Raw genomic sequence first — 22,434 nt, 5'->3', positions numbered from 1 at the left:
CAAATGTACACGCTCTACAGAGCCCTTGCTACCAACGCTTCCATGGCGCCTTGCCGCTTGCCCACAGCTCTTCCAAAAGCTTCTTCTCTCTCTGGGTATCCATGCACTGCCAGAAGCCGTCATGGTAATAGCCCATCAGTTTGCCTTCCGCTGCAAGATTCTGCATGGGGCTTTGCTCCAAGATGGTATTGTCGTCCTGAAGATAGTCAAAGATTTCCGGCTCCAGCACCATAAAGCCTCCGTTAATCACCGCGCCGTCCTTTTCTTCCTTCTCCCGGAAAGAACGAATCTGCCCTTCGGCATCCACATCCAAAACTCCCTTTTGCTGAGCAAGGTTTACCATGCTGATGGTTGCCGGCTTGCCATGCTTTTTATGGAAGTCCAAAAGAGCCTCCAGATTCACATCGGAAACTCCGTCTCCATAGGTCAGCATAAAAGGCTCATGCTTTAAGTACTTTTCCACCCGCTTTAATCTTCCGCCGGTCATGGTGTGAAGGCCGGTATCCACCACGGTTACCTTCCAGTCCTCCGCCTCGCTATTGTGAACCTCCATGGTATTCTTTCCCATGTCAAAGGTAATGTCCGCATTGTGCAGGAAATAGTTGGCAAAGTATTCCTTAATCAGGTACTGCTTATAGCCTGCCAAAATAATAAATTCCTTAAAGCCGTAGGAAGAATAATATTTCATGATATGCCATAAAATGGGCATTTCTCCGATTTCAATCATGGGCTTTGGCTTTAAATGGGATTCCTCCGAAATTCTGGTACCTAAGCCTCCTGCAAGAAGAACAACCTTCATGTCTTCCGTCCTTTCTTTTTTTCTTTAGAGTATAGCACAGAGTCCTTAGAAAATAACAGCGGAAAGATATCTTTAAGGATTCCTTCCGCTATTTTTTCTGCTATTTTTCTCCCGCATTTTCCAGAAAAGGAAAGAAAGGAGAAAGACTAAAACTGCCGGTATAACCCAGCCCATTCCGATAGAAAAAAGAGGAATATAAGAAAGAAGCTCCATCATTTTCTCATGAAAGGGAATTCTCCCCAGTAGCTCCTTCGGCAGTGCCTTGTAGGCATCCAAAAGGGCAAAGGGCACCGTAACATACAGAGCGATTTGGAAAATCTTTTTTTCAAATCGAAAATGCTCTCCAATCAGACACAGTACAATCAGCACGATACTCATGGGATAAATAAAATAAAGCGCCGGGACGGTAAATTGAATGATTCTGCTTAAGCCCAGGTTGGAAATGGCGAAGGAAAAGAAGGTAAATAGCAGCACAAGCTTTTTATAGGGAAGCCCTTTAGGGAACATTTCCGCAAAGGCCAGACTGGTGGAGGTAATCAGCCCCACCGCCGTTTTCAGGCAGGAAAGGCAAATGATGATTCCCAAAAGCACTCCGCCAAAGCGTGGAAAGTAATGGGTGGAAACGGAATGCAGGATGTCTCCGCCATTGTCCTGCAAAGAAAAAAGACTTCTGCTGGCCGCCCCGGTAAAAGCCAAAGCGAAATAGACGATGGCCATCATCACAGTGGTAATGCTTCCGGAAATGATGCTTAAGCGAGAGACTTCCTTTCCGTCCTTCGCTCCCCGATTTTTAATGGTCTCAATCAAAATGTTTCCAAAAGCCAGAGCCCCCACCACATCCAAGGTGTTGTAGCCCTCTAAAAGTCCGGTGACAAAGCTGTTTTTCGCATATTCTCCTGTGGGGGGAAGACTTTGAATTGCCCCCATAGGGTGCAGAAAGGCAGTGAGCAAAAGAATCCCCAAAAAGAAGAGGAAGAGCGGATTCAGAATTTTTCCCACATAGGTCAGGATTTTCCCCGGACGAAGGGAGAAATACAGTGCCGCCAAAAAGAAAAGGAAGGTGAAAATCAGCAGCCCTAGCCTCTGATGGGCTTCTCCGATAAAGGGATAAAGCCCCACCTGAAAGGAAACCGATGCGGTTCTGGGAATGGCAAACAGGGGGCCGATACAAAGATAAAGTAGACTGGAAAAAAAGAGGGAAAAACCTTTTCCCCCTTTTGATGCCAGTTCCAACATGCTGGCGGATTCCGTACGAGCCATGGCCACAATCGCCAAAAGAGGCATCCCTACTCCGGTAATACAAAAGCCCAGAGTGGCTAAACCAACCGTATTTCCGGCCTTCTGTCCAAGAGATACCGGGAAAATCAAATTGCCGGCCCCGAACAACATGCCGAAGAGAAGGGAGGCAATAAATAAGAGCTCACGCCCGCTTACATTTTTCTTCATAGGATAAAAACTCGCTTTCACAAAAACTGTTTTGCAGTATATCCTACTTTTCCCTTCTCTTCCACATATCAATATTCTTTTCAGATAAAGTTTAGGAATTCACTAATGCAAAGGAGCGTCACAAGCTCGGCTTATGACACTCCTTTTTCATTTTAAAGCATTTTTGTTTACGGTGGAAGCGAAACTGCTTATAGGACATAGAAAGCTCTATAAGCCAAAGCCGCCTTTGCCGTTGTTCTTATTGTTTCTGGCGATGGGCAGTGCAGAAGCCAGACTGCTTAAGTTTCTGGTCTGGATATATACCTTTCCTTCTCCCATAAAACGGTTGACCAGGCCTTCCCCTGTGGTGAATCCGAAGGTTCCGGAGGCTACGGAAATATGGTAATCCAGACTTTTATCCCAAGCCACCACATGGTCATTGTCGATGGTTAAGGGGCTGTCGGGATGCACTTCCAGCTCTAAAAGGTCTCCAAAGGCATTGACAAACAGATCTCCCTGTCCCTGACTTTCCATGACGAAAAGTCCACCGGTGCCGCCGAAGAATGCCTTTCCCAAGTCCTGCATTTTCATGGCATAGCTCACCGTGGAATCCCCGGCCAAAAAGGCTCCGGTATTCAGACGATACTGCCTATCTCCAATCTCTAAACGAACAATCTTACCGGGAATAGAAGGCGCCACACCGATTCTACCGCCATTGGCCACGCCGACAGCCTCAGTAATAAACATGCTTTCTCCGCTGGCAATGCTTCTTCCCACAGCACTTAACAAACCGCCCAGACCGCCGCCGTTAGCGCCGGAATTCATCTTTCCCTGCAACTCCACACCGGCCATATAGGCCATGGAGCCTCTCTCAATCTTCACCCTTTCTCCCGGGTTTAACTGAATTTCCAAAATGGGACAATCATTATCTCCTAATATACGATGCTGCATAAATCCTCCAATCTGTGAAATAGGGTTTTCTTGTCGCTTTTCCATTTTTGAACCTGACAGGAAACCCTTAGATTTTCCTAATTTGCTATTGAATAGATTGATTTACTTTTTTGTTCAGCTGATTTTTGCTCCGCTTTCATCTACCTGTATTCCGTCAGGCGTTTTTTCATTTCGGTACATTGCACCGAAGGGGCGAGACTTTTCCGTATTAAGATAATACAGCTTTCCGCTAACTTCTTGCCAGCCTGTTTTCAATTCTCCGCTTACGGCATCCAAATAATACCAATTTCCGTCTACCGCATCCTGAAGCCAACCGGTCTTCATTGCGCCAAGAGAGCCGTCTGAAACGGTAGAGAGGAAATACCATTTTCCGTTATGATTCAACCAGCCGGTCTTCATATAGCCTGCCTCATCAAAGAAATACCATGCAGTAGTATTGTTCCAGGGCAGAAGCTTCCACTCATTCTTTGGATAGCCTCCGTCGCTGTACTGAATCCACCAGCCCTTCGCATCCTGCATCCATTTTCCGTCAAAGGAAGGACGCTCTACACCGAGTACCTGTCCCGCAGTTCCGGAACTCACCTTTGTCACTCCGCTTGCACCGCCTCCGCCACCGGAAGAAGAGCCTGCGCCGCCTCCGCCTCCGGAAGAAGAGCCTGCGCTGCTTCCGCCGGATAAGCTGCCGGAACTGCTCCCCGAGGAGCCGGAGGAACTGCCTCGACCGGTACTAGAGCTTCCTGAAGCTGAGGAACTTCCCGAACCGCCACTGCCTGAGCTTCCGGAATCACTGCTGACGGAACTTCCAGAGTTGCTTTTGCCCGAACTCTCGGAGTTTCCACGGCTATCCGCATTTTCATCAGCGGATTCTTCCGGCTCTAAGTCATTTTCCCACTTACTTCTATCGGAGAAAACACCGGTTCCCACTCTTCCGTAGTCCAAATACAGATGGGCATATTCCCACCCCATAGAGCTCTTGGGATAAAACGCTGTGTGTCCTAAAGAAAGGCATTCCCGATCGTTAAAGTATACCTTCGTCTTTTCATTGACATAGTAGCCATCTTGGAAAAAAAGTTGAATCCAAAGTCCATATACAGTGCCATCTTTCTTCGCAACCATACTCCCAGTCTTTGAAAGAGGCTCCCAGTTTTCAGAAATTTCGTCCCAGTGTTGCCAGACCTCATTACTATCAGGGAGAAATACCTGATAAACCTGTTCCGTAGTTGACTTAACTTTCACAATCGGAACAACTCCGGCAGATAGAACTGTTGTATCGCTGTAGAGGCGGATTTCCGGCAAAAGTTTATTAACCCTCCACTTAGCATAAAGAGTCATATTCTCTCGAATCGGCTCCTTATTATCAAACTCTCTCGTTCCTGCCTCGTCCAGATACCAGCCAAGAAAGGTACAGGCGTCCTTATTCGGACTTTGCCACAAAGCCGGCAGATGCCCCTCTTCTACTGTCTGCGGGGGGATCGACGAACCTCCTTTGGAATCATACTCTATGGTATATAGATTTGCAGTCCCCGTCGCAATTCCTAAGTCCAGTGTCACATAAGCATCTCTTCCATAACAATTTATCTTCGTCTTTCCTACATTGTTATATTCCTGGTTATTAAAATATATCTTGGTACTTTTATCAATAGAATATCCCTCATCGGTTGTAATCCATACTTTTAACCCATATCTAGTTCCATTCGCATATGCAATCGGTGTATGATAATGGTACTCGGATTTCTTACCTACTCTAAAGTCATCCCAGTAATCTTCATTTTCGTTCCACCACCGCCAATCGTATCCATGCTTTAAAGCTGTTAAATAATACTCAAACACTCTTGCTTTTACATGCGCAGTTTCCGATTTCACGCTTGGATCCGGCAAGGTTCCGGCACTTATCGAAGTCGGTGAACCGGTTAATCTAACTTCCGAGAGTATCTGTTCTTCCGCAAAACATATTTTAGACATCAGGAAAAGAAAAAGAAGCATAAGGAACGAGATACCGCATACTCTCCCTGGGATAAGCCTTATGAGGGAATATCCAGTCTCTATTCCTGCATTTTTCCTACTTTTCATATAAGCTCCTTTCTGTAATTCGTAAAAGAAAAAAGAATAATCGCGCCCTTAATTAAAAGGCTTGCTTTTTTTATTTATTTTAACAAACTTTTCTTCTCTTGTCTTCCTCTTTTTCCTTGTAAAAAGCAAGATTTACTAATTACATGGCCGAATTAATCCATTAAAAACCCCCTCGAATTCGAGGGGGTAATTTTGCTTGATAAACATTTTAATTTCTAAAGCATTATAAATTTTACAACAAATTTTTATTCTCTAGCCCTTAATTCCAGAACTTGCCATAGCCGTCTGCACCTGCTCCTCTAAAACCGCATAGAGCAAGATTCCCGGTAAAACCACCACGGTCAAAGCCGCAAAAAGTCTGGGGTAATTATAGGAAAAGGACTCTGTGAAAAATTGCAAGGCCAATGGCAGAGTTCTTGCCTTATCCGAACTAATCAACAATGAGGCATAGAAATACTCATTCCAGTTTCCAAGGAACAAAAGAATTCCCGCTGTAGTTAATCCGCCCTTTGCCAAGGGAAGGTTGATTTTCCAAAAGACGGTGAAGAAATCCGCTCCCTCCAAAATCGCCGCCTCATCCAAAGACTTGGGTATGGCAAGGAAGGCAGGCCTTAATACAAAGATACTCATAGCCAATCCCATGGAAATATACACAAGGCTGAGTCCCGGCAGAGAATCATAGAGATTTAGATGAATCAAAAGGGAAAATATCGGCTGAGCCTTGGACTGTGCCGGCACCAGTAAGGTGATGGAATACAGGATAAAAAGAAGATTTTTTCCCGGAAAGTTATACTTGGCAAAAACATAGGCTCCCATGGCATAAATCAATAAAGCCAGTAGTGTTGCGGAAAGGGAAACCAAGGTGGAATTCAAAAAATACTGTACAAAATTATACTTGGAAAAAATATAACTGTAGGGCTCTAAAGAAAAGCCTGTAGGTAGGGAAAAGGGATCTGACAAAATAGCCGCATTGGTTTTAAAGGAGGATAAAATCACCCACACAATCGGGAAGAGAGAAATCAAAATGGTAAAGCACAAAAGTAATCCAATGAGAAGGGAGGATAAGAACCCCTTCTTTTTCTTTACATTGACATTGTCTTTATTTTGCAAAAATGCTTTCATTGTGATAAATCCCTTCATTGCCATAAAAACAGCTTCTACTGATCTTCAGTTTCACTGCTACTAAGCGCCCCTATCTGTCATACCCATAAACGACTTATTTCAAAACTCCTTTAGCTACTTCGCTTTGATGCTTTAGATTGAGCTCCTCTACTTTTAGTCATAAATCCCTTCATTTAAACGAAATCCCTTATGCACCAAAAGCAGCACCAAGATTCCCGCTAAAAACATCATCACGCCGCTGGCATTGGCCAAGCCGTATTTTAAGTCCAAAATGTTCTTCATCAAAATGAGGGGGAGGTTCATGGTATCGTTTCCCGGCCCTCCGGAAGTGGTTAGGGCGATTTGCTCATACATGGCGATTCTGGCCGTAATGGAGGCAATGATAGAGGTTCCGATGGAAATACGACACATGGGAAGCTCGATATGCCAAAGAATCTGAAGGGTATTGGCGCCGTCCACCTTCGCTGCGGAAAATACCTCCTCCGGAATGGAATACAGGTCATTCATTACAAGAAGGGTTACAATCACCGCATAAAAAAGCCAGGTGAGCGTCACCGCCCAAAAGGCATAGGGAGATTCAAAGAACCATTGGTGATGAAAGTCCTTGTTAAAGAGGCGAATCAGCCCGTTCATAAAGCCCATTTCATCATTGAAAATGAAACGATAAATCAAAGCCCAAGCCGCTGCGGAAATCACATTCGGCACCATAAAAACCGCTCTGGCGAATTTCCAGCCTCTAGGTTTTTGGAACAAAATAAAAGCAAGAATCGTTCCAAAGCCCACATGAAGGATGGTGGCAATAAGAGACCACAAAAAAAGATTCTTCATGGAAAGCTGAAAGGATTCCTGCCCAAAAAGCTGTATGTAATTTTGCAATCCCACAAAACGGGGACTATTAAAGCCGTCATATTTCGTACAGGACGTTAGAAAAATACTGAGAATCGGCTGTAAATAAAAGAAGAGAAAAACCAAAAAGGAGGGGAGCAAAAACAGGGCAATCCACTTATAATTCCGTCTTTCCAAGCTTGATGCTTTCATCCTATTTTACTCCCCTTTACTCTTTCTATTGCTTAATCTGTTTGGCTTAGTCTGTTTTGCTTAATCTGTTTTACTACATTTCTATTGGCTAATATCCTATGTACTGTTTTTCTATTAGCCTAATACCACTCTCCGGCTGTTCTACTTCGTACTTTAGCATGGCAATACTTTAACCTTTTACCATTAAAGTATTACTGCTTTGCCTCTTCCGCCTTCTTTGTAAGCTCCTTACAGAACTCTTCCGGGCTCAAGCTTCCGTCAATCAGCTTTGGTAAAAGCTTTCCGAATTCCTGATCCCCGATAGAAGCCGGGAACACATCCCCTAAGATAGGTACATATTTTGTACCATCATTTACGCTCTGATTGTACTCGTATAACAATGGGTTTTCCTTAAGCTTATTCAGGAAATCTTCGCTATACTTCAGCTTTGGTGCGGTTCCGCCCTCTGCCAAAAGATAGGCTTCCAGCTCTTCCTGACTGCCGCGGAAAGTAAGGAATGCCTTAGCCACTTCCTTCTCGTCATCGCTTGCAGTAGCGGGAATCCAGAAATCTCCGTAGCCTGCAGGATTTGCTAATGCAATATTTCCGGGATAAATGCCGGCATGCACGGAGGATCCTTTAAAATCGTTACTCCACTTGTCCTTGGATTCCTCGTTAAACTCGGAAACCATCCAGGAACCGTTGGGAATTACGGCCGCCTTGTTGCTCATGAAAGCATTGGCTGCATCTGCATAAGCTGCTCCCAAGGTATTTGCGGAAGCATTCTTCTGCAAAAGTGTCTGTAGCTTTTCTACGCCCTTTACAAATGGCTCTTCCGTATAATCCCAAAGCTTATCCTTTACGCTGTCCTGTAAAAGCTTTGCTCCACCCTCTTCATTGCCCACAAGGGCGGAAAGCATCAAAGTAGTGGTCCAAGCATTTTCAGAGGTCATAAAAGCGATTTTGTTGTCGCCTAAAGAGGAAACAAACTCGTCATAACTAAGCTCTCCAAGGCTTTTCTCCGGCTTATACAGGTCTTCGTTGTAAAACATACCGATAGGACGAATCACCAGCATGGGAGAAACCACCAGCTTACCGTTATAGGTACAATACTCTTTGGATTCCGGAATCCACAAATCGGAAAGCTCAGGAGTTTCCTTGGCAAAATCTGTCAAATCGTAGGCAAGGTCATTGTCCAAAATCACCTGCTTAAACCACTGGGCATCGATTCCGCCGGATCCAGGGCTATGCACCAAAGCAGGAAGCTTCTTCTGGGTAGCCAGCTGCTTAATCTTCTCCGCATAGGAATCCTGTACCACCTCTTCTACGGTGATTTTATATTTTCCCTCATACTTCTTATTAAAACGCTCTACCTGAGGAAGGAAGAACTTTGCGCCAACATTCTCTCCTGCCAGGAAGGTGGGAAGCTTCATCTCCTTAACTCCCTCAGAGGCTTCCGCCTTTTCTCCGCCTGCCTCCTCAGCCTTTGTCTCTCCTGCCGCAGCACTGCCCTTCTCGCTTTCCGCCTTGGATGCATTGTTCGCACAGCCCGGCAGAGAAAGCCCCAGGACTAAAGCCAAGGCAAGGGATAAGAGTTTTCTTTTCTTCATACTATTCCTCCAATTTCAACAAGTTTTTAGCGACTTTGCACACAATCTAATCGCCGTTTTATGCTTTTATCTAGCATTATACCCAATAAATGGAGGGTGTCAAGAATTTATCGCATCTTCCTTTGCTACAGAATTCAGAATCAATATCTTTCAAAAAAGGGCATAGAAAAACGGAGCTTTTACTTTCCAAGCTCCGTTGTTCTCTTATAAGCCGCTTCTACCGCATCCATAATGATGCCGTGAAGTCCGGCCTTTTGCCAAGTATGAAGTCCGGCGATACCGATTCCTCCCGGAGTGTTCATTTCGTCTGTAATTTGATAGAAGTGTCTATCGGTGTTTTCCAAAACCTTCCCTGTGGCGATGAGATTTTCAATAACAATCTTTCGAACGTCATCACGATTCAGTCCGGTTTTCACTCCTGCATCCACCAAAGCTCCTGCATAGAGTATCAACCATTCCGGACCGGCGCAGCTGCTGGCTGTAAAGGCATCAAACTGACTTTCCGGAATCTCAAGAGTCTTTCCGATGGACTCTGTAATGCCTCTGACTTCTTTCTTTTTTGTATCATCAAAAGATGGATCAAAGGTAAGAGCGCTGTATCCGCGTTGAGATTCAATCATGGTGTTGGGCATGATTCTGGCAATGGAAACATTTTCTCCCAACCAGGCATGAAGCTTTTCGATTTGGCTTCCTGCCAGGATGGAAACGATGGTTTTCTGTCTTTTTAAGTAAGGCGCCAGTTCCTTTCCGGCCTTTTCTCCATCCTGGGGTTTTACCGCGAAGACGATAAGATCCGTTTTTCCGGCCAGCTCTTCATTGCTCTCCACAATGCTCAGCCCAAACTGTTTCTGAAGCCAAGCCGCTCTGTCCTTATTGATTTCCCGAACAAAGATATTCTTCGGCTCATAGCTTTTTCTGTCGATTAAACCGCCGATAATCCCGGTCGCCATGTTACCGCCGCCTAAAAATCCGATTGTTTTTGCCATTTGAAACTCCTTTCCGATTTCTCTCTTAATACGCATTAAGCTTAGTCACATACGTTAAAATTAACATTGCGATACTTTACTATAGCATCTGTCATTTCTTCCCCATAGTCTTTTTGAAAATCTTCCAAAACCTTCTCGGAGACCTTCACGCCTTCCCTTAAAAAAATCGCTTCCGTCACTTCCTTAAAAGCATAATAAATGTGAGCACAGTGATAGGCAAAAGGTCTAAGACTCTCCGGATTTTTTCCGCGTTTTGCTCCTTCCCCAATGTTTCCGCTGCGAAGGTGATGAATGCAGTACTCTCCCTCATGTAGAGTTTTTTCCACTTCATAGCCTAAAAACGGGTTAAAGCCTCTGGAAATGGAGGCGTCCAAATCTTTACAATAAAGCGCCCCGGCCTCTCGGCTGTTCATGTCTTGAAACTGGGTATACCAAGGGCAGGAACTGATTTTCATCACACCATCCGGGGTAAGTTCCGCACGATTTTCAATGCCTTCCCTCTTGATTTCCTCCGTATTAATCCACTCTCCATAATAATTGTAATTTTCCTGTGTCAGCTCAACCCCGTCTCTGATGGCTCTTTGCGCCATTCTTCTTCCTCTTTGGGCTCCATAGTACTGCACCGCGTGTAAAAATGCTCTTTTCCCTCTTTCTCCAAAATACTCTTCCAGATAATGATAGTATTTTGCCGGAATATATGCGTGCACACGCTCATTAAATCCGTCCATAAGACTCCTTACTCCTGACTTTTCTCCTGACGAAGCTCCGTTCGATATTTTTCTCCTAAGCTACCGTACTGCAGGCCCTGTTTACTTCCAAGGCACCAACACTCTTCTTAGGGATTTTACGCCAAAATTCAAGATGGTCACCACAAGGCCGATCATGAAAATGCCGAAAACGACCTTATCAAAATTTGCAAAATCCGAATGATACTTGATGTACCAACCAAGACCGGAAGTACCTCCGATCATTTCCGCCGCAGTAAGTACCAAAAAGGAGGTGGAAATGGAAACGGAAATACTGTTAATCAGCCCCGGTAGGCTGTAGGGGATTAACACATCCACAATCATACTGAACTTGCTGACATTTAAGGTCTTTGCGGAGTTCATGATTTTGGGATCAATCTCCCGAACGCTAAGCACCATATTCATGAACAAGCTCCAGAAAATGGTTAAAGTGACCACAAAAATCGCAGCCACCCTAAAGGTCGGCAGTAATGCCACGGCATAGGGAGAATAAATAATCGGCGGAATAGGGCTGATAACCCGGACGATAGGTAGGACGATTCCGCTTAAATGGTCGGACAAGCCCACAAACAGTCCTAGGGATACCCCCAGTACGGTAGCAATAATAAAAGCAATAAACAGAAGCTGCAAAGAACTGAATACACCCTGCAGGATCTTTTGATGGTCTCCCAGAAAAACGCTAAAAACATTTTCCGGAGCGGGATAGAGCATGCTGTTTTTTACCCCGATTTTAGCGGTCATGATTTCCCAGAAAATCAGAATACAGTAGAGTATGATACCGATATTTACAGCTACGGGAGATTTGCGAAAAAGAAGCAAAATCGCTTCCGATGCAAATACCACAAACAGGAAGGGCAAATATCCCTTCGTCCCGCTAAGAGAGGGCTGTACAATAATAAGGCTCAGAACCAGAAACAGAAGGTGAGGCACTACTGTATGAATCTTCTTCCACATAAACTACATTTTCCTCTTTTCTATCATAATCATAATATAACGAAACAATGTCTTTCCGAATTCTTCTGTACTCCAAGCTTCCCAGAAGCTCTTCCCTTGATCTTGGTCGTTCAAAGGGAAGCTTGATGTCTTTTTCGATTTTTTTGTTCTTCATAAACAGAACTCTATCGGACAAATACAGTGCCTCGTCCACATCATGGGTAACAAAAACGATGGTTTTCTTGGTATCTTTTAGGATATCCAAAAGCAAATCCTGTAAAAGCACCCTGTTTCTGGCATCAATGGCACCGAAGGGTTCATCCATCAACAAAATATCCGTGTCCATGGCAAGAGTTCTGGCAATGGCCGCCCTTTGCCGCATTCCGCCGGAAAGCTCGGAGGGATACTTGTGCTCCACACCTTTTAGACCTACTTTTTCCAAGTAAAAAGAAGCTCTTTCCTGCAGCTCCTTCTTGGAAAGATTTTTGATATTTTGTTTAATGCCGAAAATCAGGTTCTTTTCAATGGTCATCCAAGGAAACAAGGAGTAGTGTTGAAATACAACACTACGATCCTTGCCTGTTCCCTTTACTTTTTCTCCGTTAATGAGTACCTCTCCCGACTTCGGGCGGTTTAAGCCTGCCAAAATGCTTAGAATTGTACTTTTTCCGCATCCGCTGGCTCCGATAATGCTGACAAACTGTCCGTCCTCTATCGTTGAGGAAACATCCTCCAGGGCGCCAAATACCTGATTCTTTTTGTCAATATATTCAAAGGATACATGATTCAATTCTATTTTGCTCAAAACAACCCTCTCCTTTTATTGGTACTATTCTTTGTTGAAACTTTTATTTATTGATACTTTTATTTACTGATACTTTTATTTGCCGGAACTGTTTTTATTGCTGATTTTATTGGTTGGTGTTTTCACTTTCCGCTTTCAAAGCCTGATAGGTCTTGTTATCCGGATTTTCCTTTATAAGCTCATTTAAAGCATCTTCAAAGACAGTGGTATCAATATAGTCATCAATATTTACATTTCCCTTGGAGTATCCGATATCTACCATGGCCTGGAAGAATGCTTTAGTGTTCTTTCTGTCCGGGTTGGGGCTAAGGCCAAGGTGACCGTATTGATAAACCTGCTTTTGATAAGCATCGTCGTCTAAGTCAATTCCCTGACGAGCAGCTTTTTCCGCAGCCTCTTTGTCATTTTCCAGAAGGCTGTAGGCTTCAATATTCGCCTTCAGCGCATCCACATAGGCTTCTCTGTTCGCCTTCAGCTTATCTCTTGTGGTGAAAAGTCGGCAGCAAATGTAGTCAGGCCATTCATCCTCCGCATCCAACTGGCTAACCGGAACAAGCCCCTGCTTCTCCGCACCATCACGGAAGGTTAAGAAGTTAATGCCTAAATCCACATCCCCCTTAAGGACTGCCTGGGTAACCGTTGCCTGAGAATCCAGCTCCACAAACTCGATTTTGGATAAATCCAATCCCTTATCCTTTAAAATCTTGCGGAATGCCACGTCTCCCGTATTTAATCTGGTTACACCGACTTTTTTTCCATATAAAGTATTGGGGTTATATAAATCCTTAAACTCCTCCGCTCTCTCCGGACGCACATAAACCGTTTCTCCCAAAGACATCTGTCCTCCAATGATGACAATGTCGGAACCATTATCAATGTAATTTAATACCGCAGAGGAACCGGCAGAAACCAAATCCGCCTTGTCGGCAAGAAGTGCCTGAATATTATCCGGATTAGAGGGGTTGAACTGAATCGTAGTGTCTAATCCATTCTTATCATACAGTCCTGCATACTGCGCGATAACGGAATCGATATGAGCCACATTGTTGTTATTCGCAATCACTCTTAAAGGAATCTTCTTGTTATCCTTATTCTCCGCCTTCTGATCGGAAGAGCCATTCTCCTCCTGCTTTGCAGTACCGTCACTTTCCTGCTTCGTTGCCGCCTGACTGCCGGTAGAACTGCCCTCTCCCGACTTCGCCTTTCCGCAAGCAATAAGGCTTAATGACAATATTCCCAATAAAGCAATTTTTCGTAATGTAGTAGCAGTAAAAACTAAATTTCCCTTCATTCTATACCCTCCTAACCTGCAACTAAGCTTCATAAAACTTCCTTGTTCTTAATTCCCCTTTAGCATATAGGAATAGTGGGTATTTGCATAATCCAAAAATTTTTTACCTGTATATAGGCTATATTTATAGCAAACGGTATAGTCTCTGCCTTTACAAATAGAGTTAGTCCTATTCCGGATTTACAGACATTGTCTGTTAAATCATTCTAATCACTCTTCTTGATAAGTGTGATTAGAATGATTAGCAAGAGCAGAGAAATTAGAAATTAAAGCGAGCAGAAAGAATTATCTATAGCAAGCGCTAAAGGCGGGACGCATTTCTTCTATAAGCCGACGGGACAATCCACAAGCTTTAGCTTGCTTCTCCCAGTTTTCTTTTACAACAGTCAGAATATTTTTTGCATAGGTCGTTGCATCAGTCTCGGAAATTCCGAATCTTACAGCCGTCTGTATTGCAAGGTCAATATTGATACTATTATCCTCTTCGTCAATATTTAAGGATAATTCATCGCCATAGGGAACCGGATTTACATCGTAAAGAGGTGAAAGCCTCCAGCCATTTTCCGTGAAAATGAACGCATGGTTTCGTAAATGATCATCCGTGTTACTAACAGCCATATTAAAAACAATACGTTTCCAAAGTTCAACCAAGTCCTGCTTAGGCTGGGCACCATAGGATTTTATAAAAGCAGCAATGTCCAGATAACTTGTCCCGTCTGCAGCAGACGCTCCATCTGTTTTTCCAAGCAACGTCATGGCAGAAGCAAAGTGTACTCGCTTGTTCAAAATACGGTCAAAACGTTTCACCAGATAGGTGCTTCCGAGATTAGAAAATTTTTCAAGTTTTGACTCCGAAACATGTAGTCCACAGAGCTCTGCCAAATCATGTGTTACCATCTCCCATGCTCCTGTATCATTTTCATCATTCTTGGAAGGGAATTTTGCAATCCAAAGCTGTTCTTTCGGATCTATCACAGTAGCTTTTGGTCTAGCACCGCCAAGAGATGAGCCTGGTCTTATTAGTTGGTTTAACCATTTTTCAGATAAAGTAGTATCATCATTTTCAAAATTTCTGGAAGCTTCCTCTAACGTCCGAAGACTTGTCCAAGGCGGTGCAGCTGTTTCTTTATCATCTGAAAGGAAGGCCCCATTGGGCTCTGTTTTAAATCGAATTCCTCCCAGCCTTGTTTCATCATATCCCCCCAGTAGATAATCACTGTCATAAAGTTTAGCAGGTTTACGACCTTCCTTTCCTGCCAAAATTCTTTCGCGTTTATTCATTAGAACACGTCCCCAACGGTCGGGAGAAGAATCTGAAAACAGTCCAAAGATTGTTTTGCCGAAGGGATATTGTCTTCCGGAATATGGCATAAGTTCAGGATCTAATGTGATTTTTAGCGAGGTCTTTTTGAGCCACTCTCTGTCATATTCAAAGGAATAAGATTCCTCGCCCTTTAAGCTATTAACATAGAGGATTCCCATTAGTGTTGGATTCTGCATGCTAAAGTCATCGTAGACGAAAATTGTCTTTTCTTTAGATACCACTATTTATTCCTCCTTGGTGCACGCTTTCTTGTTATCAGATTTAAATCTTGAATTTGCCTACCAAGCGCATCATCCTTTGCAATCAGTAGAAGATCTTTATCAAGATTGTTTAGAGCATGCAAAACTGCCGCATAGATTCCCATTGCTACGGATGGATCACCTTTTTCAACCTTCCACAAAGATGCCCGACTGATTCCGGCACGTTCTGCGGTCAACTCCGAAGATAGGCTTCGTCTGAGTCTGGCAAGCTTAATCTGCTCACCCATGGTTTTTAGTATTTCTTCTGTACCCGGAAGTATGTTATATGCCGCTTTCTTCATCCAATGCACCCCATTTAACGTTTACTATTATAAACTATATATATTTTTTCGTTGATATTAGTATACATTATAATATGGTAATTTCAAATGGAACTTTTGAATTGCAAACAGAAATCTGAAAATACCTACTCATACAAAAAAGAGCGGCAAAAATCAAAATAATAGAGACATTTTCGGCAATATAGGTCTGAAATGAGAGTGATTTGAGCTCATCAGTACTTGCGAAAATCCATAAAGCGAAGAACTGTAGACATCAATAAGTTGAAGCGACAGATGCAGTATAGGTATGAAAGAGAGCAATCTGAGCCCGCCGGTACTTGCGAAAAACAAAGGTACTGTAGTTTTTCGCTTAGTACCCTACCCGTTGGGCGAGCTTAGCGGGAGCGTGCTCGATTTCATACCTATACTGCATCGGAGCTTACTTCTTTGATAACTACAGTTTTTCGCCACGTGGCTAGGCTAGCGGGAGCGTGCCCCGATTCAGACCTATATTGCTTAGAAAACTATTTTGATTTTTTACAGCTCTTTTACTTACTATCCCAATTCTCCCAGCATCTGCTCCGGGTTATCCGCCGCCTTTACCTTGTCAAATGCCTTTACAATCTTTCCATTTTCATCAATCAAATAAGTGGTACGAACCACGCCCATATAGGTCTTACCGTAGTTCTTTTTCTCCTGCCATACATCATAGGCCTGAATTGCCACAAGCTCCGGATCGGAAAGAATAGTAAAGGGCAGTCCGTATTTCTCTTCAAACTTCTTGTGGGAAGCCACGCTGTCCTTACTGACGCCCAGAACCACAGCACCCTTCTCTGTGAACTGGGGATATCGTTCTGCAAAGCCGCAAGCCTGCTTCGTGCAACCGGCGGTATTGTCCTTTGGGTAGAAGTATAAAATGACCTTCTTTCCTCTGTACTCCGACAGAAAGTGCATGTTTCCATCCTGATCCGGCAATGTAAAATCCGGTGCCTTTGTTCCAACTTCCAACATAGTAATCCTCCTTTAACAGCGGTTTTTTCGCTAAAAATTTGCCACATGAATCATTGGCTCATCTCCCCTTTGAGAACAATGAGCTTTTGTAATATAAACCATTTAAACATTTATAGTTCTATTTTTATACCCTTATTTCGCAAGTTTTCTATACACTCGAGCAGATATTCCCCATTATGCTCTTTGTAGATAGGACTTTCTATCATTTTTTCTTCAAGATTATCGTATTTTTCTGCTGTCTTTCCTCTATAATTCTTATCTCTCCACTCTTCAGAAACCTTATACCCTCTTTTTTCCATTTCATCCATAACTAAAGAATGAAATATAAATAAATGATATGGAGTATAGGAAAATGCATAATCTACTGTTTTATGCTTCTTATTCCACCCATTTCCTCTAAGGGCACAGCATTCTCTATGTTGTCCAAGAAGCTGATTTTTCGGCAATAAGGGAATCAGTTGTTCATGCCATAGTCTCATAATTTTCTCCTGTTAAGAAAGTAGATTCCTCTAAATATTGATTGGGATATTTCCTTAGTAAAGCGTTAAGACATTGAATCACAGCATCCTGACTATTTTCCCCTTCCATATATTCTTCCAATAGGGCAAATAATCCTTGCTTTTCCCTTTCACTTGCTTCTTTTTTAAAATATCCCCATACATGAAGAATGGCATTATGAAAATCTTTTTTACTCTCTTTGATACCCTTTACACTTTGTATTTTTTCCTGTAGATATACAATATCCACTTCCTTTTCTTTCAAATACTCTCGGATATCCAGATATGCCTTATGGGATTTGCTCAGCACATAATATTTATATTTTGCCCAGAGCTCTTCACATTCTTTTTTTATATTCTTGTGCTGCACTTTACGCCTTCTTTCAAAATATTGTAAACATCCCTATTCCATATTTAAAAAAATTGCAGCAACGAATCTCTCTAATCATTGCTGCAAGAACGAATGTTCCCTGCGAGAATCGAACTCACAACTAGTGCTTAGGAGTTCGTCCCATATCAGTCAGCAATTATTCATTTGTGTCAAAAATAGATAAACTTTATCAAGTGTTTAAGCCACTTCACTGTTTGTCTTTGTCAAACTAAGATAAGGTAAATAAAGCCTCTCTATCTTTATAATTCAATTTTGCAATCTGTCTCATTGCATATCCTCACATATTTGTTTTATTACTACGTACACCCACGACGTGGCAAATTTTGCTTCTTCAAGCATTGATATTTTCTCTTCCGTAGAAAGCTTCTCTCTAATCTGCTTTATTACACTCTCAGTAATTCCATCCTTACCAATAGCCTTTATTGCTTGGATTACTAGTGCCGTTTTATAAGATAATTTTGAAATTTCCTTATTAGTTGTCTTTTTGAATTCCAGCATTATCTTTTTATAAGTATATTTTTTATAAGCACCATCACATACATAAATCCAAACAGAGGGTACTTGCGTAGACAACCCCAATATGTTAAGAGCAGTGTCGCCATAAGGAACAATCGTCCATCCAAATTTTCTTGCTATAGCGTGTGCAACATCGTTAGGGTCCGGTTCGATACATTCCCCAAGAAAAGAATTATATTCTGGATATACATAAATGCCATGTAATATTTTTTTTATTAAGCCTTCTTTCTCAAGTCTCGATAACGTGACTCCTATTTTTGCACTATCTGAAATATCAGAAAAGTCACTCGCTGAAAATACCGAGCCCGGTTTAAATTTCGTTATGGTATCACGTGTTTTTCCTAATATATTTGGTCTTTCCATAAAATTACCTCGTTAAAAATATTATACACTTTTTTTAACGAAATTCAATTCTTTTAGTAAAGGAATTGTTTTAGAATTGTTAATTCGCTCAGAAAATAAAAATATCTCCATCATTTCAAAAGAGAATGACGGAGATATTTCGCCTTGTTTATTCTTGTCGCAACCAATCGGCTATATCATGAATTTCGATTCCTTCATAACTATATTTTGGATGTTTGGTTCTGGCAATAATCATTTTCGTATAAGCATCTCGGATCTGAAACAGAGGAGCGCATTCTCTCTCAAATGTTTCCTGCCCGGAAATGTTGTCGCTGACCTGAATATAAATCTTCTCGCTGCCTCTCTGAGCAACAAAGTCGACCTCCTTTTGATAGAGCTTGCCGACATAGACATCGTATCCACGGCGAAGAAGTTCGATGCAAACGATGTTTTCATATACTCTGCCGTAATCCATATTTCTGCTTCCCAGTATTGCATATCGAATACCGCTGTCACACAAATAGAACTTTTCAGAACTTTCAAGGTATTTCTTGCCTCGGATGTCGTATCTTTTAATATCATAAAATACAAAAGCACTGCACAAATACTTAATGTACTTGCCGACGGTTACATGATTGGTCGGAGTCTCATTTGCTGTCAGCAGCTGACTAATCTTATTAGGGGAAGTCAGGTTGCTGATATTATCCATAAGGAACTCGCTCAGACGCTGTAAAACCAAAGTGTCCGGGAGCGCATATTTCTGCACCAAATCCCTTGTAACAATCGTTTCGTAGACCTCTTTGATATAGTTTGTTCTGTCTTTTTCGGTTCTGTAAGCGTAAGAACCTGCTAAACCGCCCTTGATAGCGTAATCATCAAAGAGCTTATCTTTATCACTAACATCATCATAATATTGGCAATATTCCCGGAAGCTGAAAGGAAACACATGAATTTCAATATAGCGTCCGGTAAACAGAGTTGCAAGATCCGCACTCAACAGGAAAGCATTGGAGCCTGTTACATAGATGTCGTATTTTCCCTTAGAGTACAGGCTATTAATTGCCAACTCAAACTTGGGGCACATCTGCACCTCGTCTACAAACAGATAGTTCGTTTTACCTTCCTGATAATGTTCTTCCACATAGGCGTGTAAGGCATGGTATTCCTTAATTTCCTCATACGCCAAATCCATGAAGTCAATGAAGATAATATTGATGTTTTCAAAATGGCTTTTCAGATATTCAATATACGCCTGCATCAGATTAGACTTACCGGATCGACGAATGCCCGTGATGATCTTGATGTCAGGAGTACCATTCAGTTCAATGATTCTGTCTAGATACTTTGCTCTTGTAATTGTTTTCATATCGTCACCCGCTTTCAAAAGTTGAAGATTTTTCATTTCTTGAAACCGCTTCGGTGTACTTATTATACTGTCTGCTAATGGTATATGCAAGAAGTCGGCTCAATGACCGCCAGTTCCAATAGCTTTGATAAGAACTTCGATGCACCGGAATCTTTCAGCTTTATAATTGATACAACATCACTTCTTCCAAAATATTAAACAGTAGCAAATGTATTATATAAAGCAAGCACATGATCTATTGTTTTCGTTGATGTATCCTTTAACTTATTAGCAATGGACTCTGAAATATCAATATCTACTTTTGTTTCATCAATGTCTACTTTTGAATGTCTACTTTTATATTGGCAGCATAGCTCTTCGTATTCTTTTTTACATGCTTGTACGCCATTGCACGCCTCCACATTCCATTTTAAAAACAAAAATTGCAGCAACGAATCTCTCTAATCATTGCTGCAAGAAGGAATGTTCCCTGCGAGAATCGAACTCACAACTAGTGCTTAGGAGGCGCTTGTTATATCCATTTAACTAAGGGAACAATGGAACTCTCTTATTTTACCTATCCTGCAGTTTTCTGTCAATGCGGGGTAGGAACTAAGTTGCTGTTACTGTTAACCGGACTGTTTCTATATGCCCGTCCTTAGGAAATTATTCCTTCACTATTCACTTTTTGATATTTTTGGTTCCTACTGTTTGGCTTATCGGGTACCGTCATTTCTATTTTTCCTGCGATAAGTAAAGGCTTGATATATTTTTCCGAAAAGTTTCTTCTACCGACCAGCCCCATAAATTCTTGCATTTCTTTCCGACTACGAGGAATAGAGCAAAATTGAATAAGATCTTGTATCGTGACTTGCTCCTTATCTTGTTCCCTTGAAGCAAGTTCTATAGACGGCCCGACCATAGCTGTTGCAGCTTCAGATAGAGGAATAATAGTTGTAAAGACATCAGCTTCTGTAAAAATAGGCTCTCCGCCGGAGTACATCTTCGTGTATTTATAGCTGTTTCGCATACCACTTCCAAGCTCATCAGCAAGTCCAATCTCTCGGAAAACCTTTGCTATCGGCGGATTCTTTGCAAATGGTCTGAATGTTTTCAGATTCAGGTTTCCGTGTCCATGTGCAAGGTTGGCATTTTCAGTTGTGATCTTATCCCGTTCAATGACGAGTTGATGAGCTGAACATCGTCACAGGGCTAATACAGGACAACATCCGCTTCACCATTAAGGACGGTACGGAAATCCGAGTATAATTCTGCACATAAAGCAAGCTCCCGATTTTCGGATTTGATTCCGATGGTCGGGAACTTTTCAGCTTCTCGCTGAGCTTTGCCGGTCTGCTTGAGTTCAGTTTTCATTTCTTCCCGTTACATCTGCCGTCTCAATTACTATATGCTCCGCCCATTTTTCCGCCTCTGGAAAGGCTTCTCGAATCTCATCCGGCAGTTCCTGTGTAAAGCGATATTCCGACACACCTATAGGCTTTACCATATCTTTTAATGCAAATTCAGCTACAGTCCTGTTCTTGTCCCGGCACAGTATAAGGCCTATTGAAGGATTATCAATCTCTGTTTTCAGCTTCTCATCAACAAGAGATAGGTAGAAATTCATCTTCCCCGCATATTCTGGAATAAATTTCTTTGTTTTGAGGTCTACAACCACATAGCAATGTAGGACTGTATTGTAGAACAGGATATCAAGTGCAAACTCATCTTTGCCGAGTGTCAATGGATACTGATGCCCCATATAAGCAAAGCCCTTGCCCATTTCCAGAAGAAAATTTGTAATGTTCTTTACAAGCTCATCCTCTATCTGGCGTTCCTTCATCTTTTCGTCAAACTCAACGAAATCAAAAATGTATGGGTCTTTCATGGTCTGTATCGCTAGTTCACTTTGTACCTCCGGAAGAAGTTTCTCAAAATTTTGAAGCTTTTTCCCTTGCTCACGGTCAATCAATCCCGTAGCAATCTGATGTTCTAATACTGCAACTGACCATCCATTCTCAATCGCCTTCACTCCATACCAGTATCGGGACTCCATAGTTTTCAATTTTTCAATCAGCACAAGATTATGAGACCACGGCAATTTTGCAGACACCGTCTGCAAAAAGTTCTGATCCGTTATCTCTCTAGCAAAACGCTTCATATACCGGAGGTTTCTCGCTGAATAGCCCTTTGCCTCTGGAAAAGCCAGTTTAATCTCCTGTGCCAATGTATCAATAAACTTGTTTCCATATGCTGTATTCTTATTCAAATCATTTCCGATATCCCAATACAACCTGATTAACTGCTCATTCACATTCAGCAAAGCCTTGTATTGCGCGGCTTTAATCTTATCCTTGATATCCGTTATGAGTTGGATTTGAGTACTTTCCTGTAACTCCATCTTATCCTCCAATTTTGTAGTCCCCGTCTGCAAATTCCATTTATCTTGATTTTCAGGCGGCGAGGCAATCGCTGAATTATATTAAACTCTGTACTTTGCTTTCATATACACGGCAGTTTGAATAAAGCTTCAGAATTGACACCAGCATGTTTACGATACTTGACGGTGTATAATGATGTTTAAGCAAATTATTACTATGCTCAAGATCTATCTCTCCACTCCTTTTTCACCTGCTCCCAGATAGCAAAGGCCTTTCGAATTCGCTCTCCGCCATGGTGATACTCAAAAACATCTTCCAATTCCTCATCGGAATAGGCGGAAAGGTCATGGGA

The 22,434-nt window shown here is 42.3% G+C and carries 22 protein-coding genes and 1 tRNA gene; all 23 read right to left on the bottom strand.

What is annotated here, in order from left to right; translation table 11 throughout:
* Window positions 1-28: 28 nt before the first annotated feature.
* On the bottom strand, window positions 29-799 hold the full coding sequence (gene rfbF, locus RYL27_RS03455) for a glucose-1-phosphate cytidylyltransferase (protein WP_183684418.1): 771 nt from the start codon (window positions 797-799) through the stop codon (window positions 29-31).
* 72 nt (window positions 800-871) lie between these two features.
* Window positions 872-2,245 carry a branched-chain amino acid transport system II carrier protein gene (brnQ, locus tag RYL27_RS03450; protein WP_314965262.1) on the bottom strand — a complete coding sequence of 458 codons (1,374 nt, stop codon included), beginning with the start codon at window positions 2,243-2,245 and terminating at the stop codon, window positions 872-874.
* A 207-nt stretch (window positions 2,246-2,452) separates the two neighbouring features.
* Entirely contained in the window at window positions 2,453-3,175 is a 723-nt protein-coding gene (locus RYL27_RS03445) for a TIGR00266 family protein (RefSeq protein WP_314965260.1), read from the bottom strand.
* A gap of 114 nt (window positions 3,176-3,289) precedes the next feature.
* Window positions 3,290-5,245, bottom strand: coding sequence for an InlB B-repeat-containing protein (locus RYL27_RS03440; RefSeq protein ID WP_314965258.1), 1,956 nt, complete (start codon window positions 5,243-5,245; stop codon window positions 3,290-3,292).
* Window positions 5,246-5,497: 252 nt separating this feature from the next.
* Window positions 5,498-6,391, bottom strand: coding sequence for a carbohydrate ABC transporter permease (locus RYL27_RS03435; protein ID WP_314965256.1), 894 nt, complete (start codon window positions 6,389-6,391; stop codon window positions 5,498-5,500).
* 129 nt (window positions 6,392-6,520) lie between these two features.
* A complete protein-coding gene (locus RYL27_RS03430) occupies window positions 6,521-7,405 on the bottom strand; it encodes a carbohydrate ABC transporter permease (RefSeq protein ID WP_314965254.1) in 885 nt (294 codons plus the stop codon).
* Window positions 7,406-7,596: 191 nt separating this feature from the next.
* Entirely contained in the window at window positions 7,597-8,994 is a 1,398-nt protein-coding gene (locus RYL27_RS03425; protein ID WP_314965253.1) for an ABC transporter substrate-binding protein, read from the bottom strand.
* Window positions 8,995-9,173: 179 nt separating this feature from the next.
* A complete protein-coding gene (gene proC / locus RYL27_RS03420) occupies window positions 9,174-9,980 on the bottom strand; it encodes a pyrroline-5-carboxylate reductase (protein ID WP_314965251.1) in 807 nt (268 codons plus the stop codon).
* Between the two features lie 41 nt (window positions 9,981-10,021).
* Window positions 10,022-10,708, bottom strand: a complete 687-nt coding sequence (locus tag RYL27_RS03415) for an L-2-amino-thiazoline-4-carboxylic acid hydrolase (RefSeq protein WP_314965250.1) — start codon at window positions 10,706-10,708, stop codon at window positions 10,022-10,024.
* 81 nt (window positions 10,709-10,789) lie between these two features.
* Window positions 10,790-11,680: an ABC transporter permease gene (locus RYL27_RS03410; protein ID WP_314965247.1), complete on the bottom strand. Its 891-nt coding sequence runs from the start codon at window positions 11,678-11,680 to the stop codon at window positions 10,790-10,792.
* Window positions 11,601-12,464, bottom strand: coding sequence for an ABC transporter ATP-binding protein (locus RYL27_RS03405; protein ID WP_314965245.1), 864 nt, complete (start codon window positions 12,462-12,464; stop codon window positions 11,601-11,603). The genes RYL27_RS03410 and RYL27_RS03405 overlap by 80 nt, the downstream gene beginning before the upstream one ends.
* A 106-nt stretch (window positions 12,465-12,570) precedes the next feature.
* Complete coding sequence (locus RYL27_RS03400; protein WP_314965243.1) at window positions 12,571-13,755, bottom strand: ABC transporter substrate-binding protein; 1,185 nt, start codon at window positions 13,753-13,755, stop codon at window positions 12,571-12,573.
* Between the two features lie 285 nt (window positions 13,756-14,040).
* Window positions 14,041-15,300 carry a type II toxin-antitoxin system HipA family toxin gene (locus tag RYL27_RS03395; RefSeq protein ID WP_314965241.1) on the bottom strand — a complete coding sequence of 420 codons (1,260 nt, stop codon included), beginning with the start codon at window positions 15,298-15,300 and terminating at the stop codon, window positions 14,041-14,043.
* The gene (locus tag RYL27_RS03390) at window positions 15,300-15,620 is read right to left on the bottom strand and encodes a helix-turn-helix domain-containing protein (protein WP_314965239.1); all 321 of its coding nucleotides are present in this window, start codon (window positions 15,618-15,620) and stop codon (window positions 15,300-15,302) included. The genes RYL27_RS03395 and RYL27_RS03390 overlap by 1 nt, the downstream gene beginning before the upstream one ends.
* A gap of 534 nt (window positions 15,621-16,154) precedes the next feature.
* Entirely contained in the window at window positions 16,155-16,610 is a 456-nt protein-coding gene (gene bcp, locus RYL27_RS03385; RefSeq protein ID WP_308579527.1) for a thioredoxin-dependent thiol peroxidase, read from the bottom strand.
* 110 nt (window positions 16,611-16,720) lie between these two features.
* Window positions 16,721-17,089 carry a TIGR02328 family protein gene (locus tag RYL27_RS03380; RefSeq protein WP_314345168.1) on the bottom strand — a complete coding sequence of 123 codons (369 nt, stop codon included), beginning with the start codon at window positions 17,087-17,089 and terminating at the stop codon, window positions 16,721-16,723.
* Entirely contained in the window at window positions 17,073-17,417 is a 345-nt protein-coding gene (locus RYL27_RS03375) for a DUF1722 domain-containing protein (RefSeq protein ID WP_331667030.1), read from the bottom strand. Before RYL27_RS03375 ends, RYL27_RS03380 begins: the two co-directional genes overlap by 17 nt.
* Window positions 17,418-17,762: 345 nt before the next feature.
* Window positions 17,763-18,377, bottom strand: coding sequence for a DUF6088 family protein (locus RYL27_RS03370; RefSeq protein ID WP_304069399.1), 615 nt, complete (start codon window positions 18,375-18,377; stop codon window positions 17,763-17,765).
* A gap of 148 nt (window positions 18,378-18,525) precedes the next feature.
* Entirely contained in the window at window positions 18,526-19,758 is a 1,233-nt protein-coding gene (locus tag RYL27_RS03365) for an ATP-binding protein (protein WP_314965236.1), read from the bottom strand.
* 158 nt (window positions 19,759-19,916) lie between these two features.
* Window positions 19,917-20,153, bottom strand: a complete 237-nt coding sequence (locus RYL27_RS03360; protein WP_304069395.1) for a hypothetical protein — start codon at window positions 20,151-20,153, stop codon at window positions 19,917-19,919.
* Between the two features lie 32 nt (window positions 20,154-20,185).
* Window positions 20,186-20,257, bottom strand: a tRNA-Arg gene (locus RYL27_RS03355).
* 102 nt (window positions 20,258-20,359) lie between these two features.
* On the bottom strand, window positions 20,360-20,731 hold the full coding sequence (locus RYL27_RS03350) for a Fic family protein (protein WP_314965234.1): 372 nt from the start codon (window positions 20,729-20,731) through the stop codon (window positions 20,360-20,362).
* A 333-nt stretch (window positions 20,732-21,064) separates the two neighbouring features.
* On the bottom strand, window positions 21,065-22,102 hold the full coding sequence (locus tag RYL27_RS03345; protein ID WP_314965232.1) for a PDDEXK nuclease domain-containing protein: 1,038 nt from the start codon (window positions 22,100-22,102) through the stop codon (window positions 21,065-21,067).
* Window positions 22,103-22,434 lie beyond the last annotated feature (332 nt).

It is taken from the genome of Oribacterium sinus (assembly GCF_963537195.1).
In the GTDB taxonomy this organism is placed as follows: domain Bacteria; phylum Bacillota; class Clostridia; order Lachnospirales; family Lachnospiraceae; genus Oribacterium; species Oribacterium sinus_A.
The sequence above is the reverse complement of the archived record's forward strand: the minus strand, read 5'-3'. Positions and strand labels throughout refer to the sequence as shown.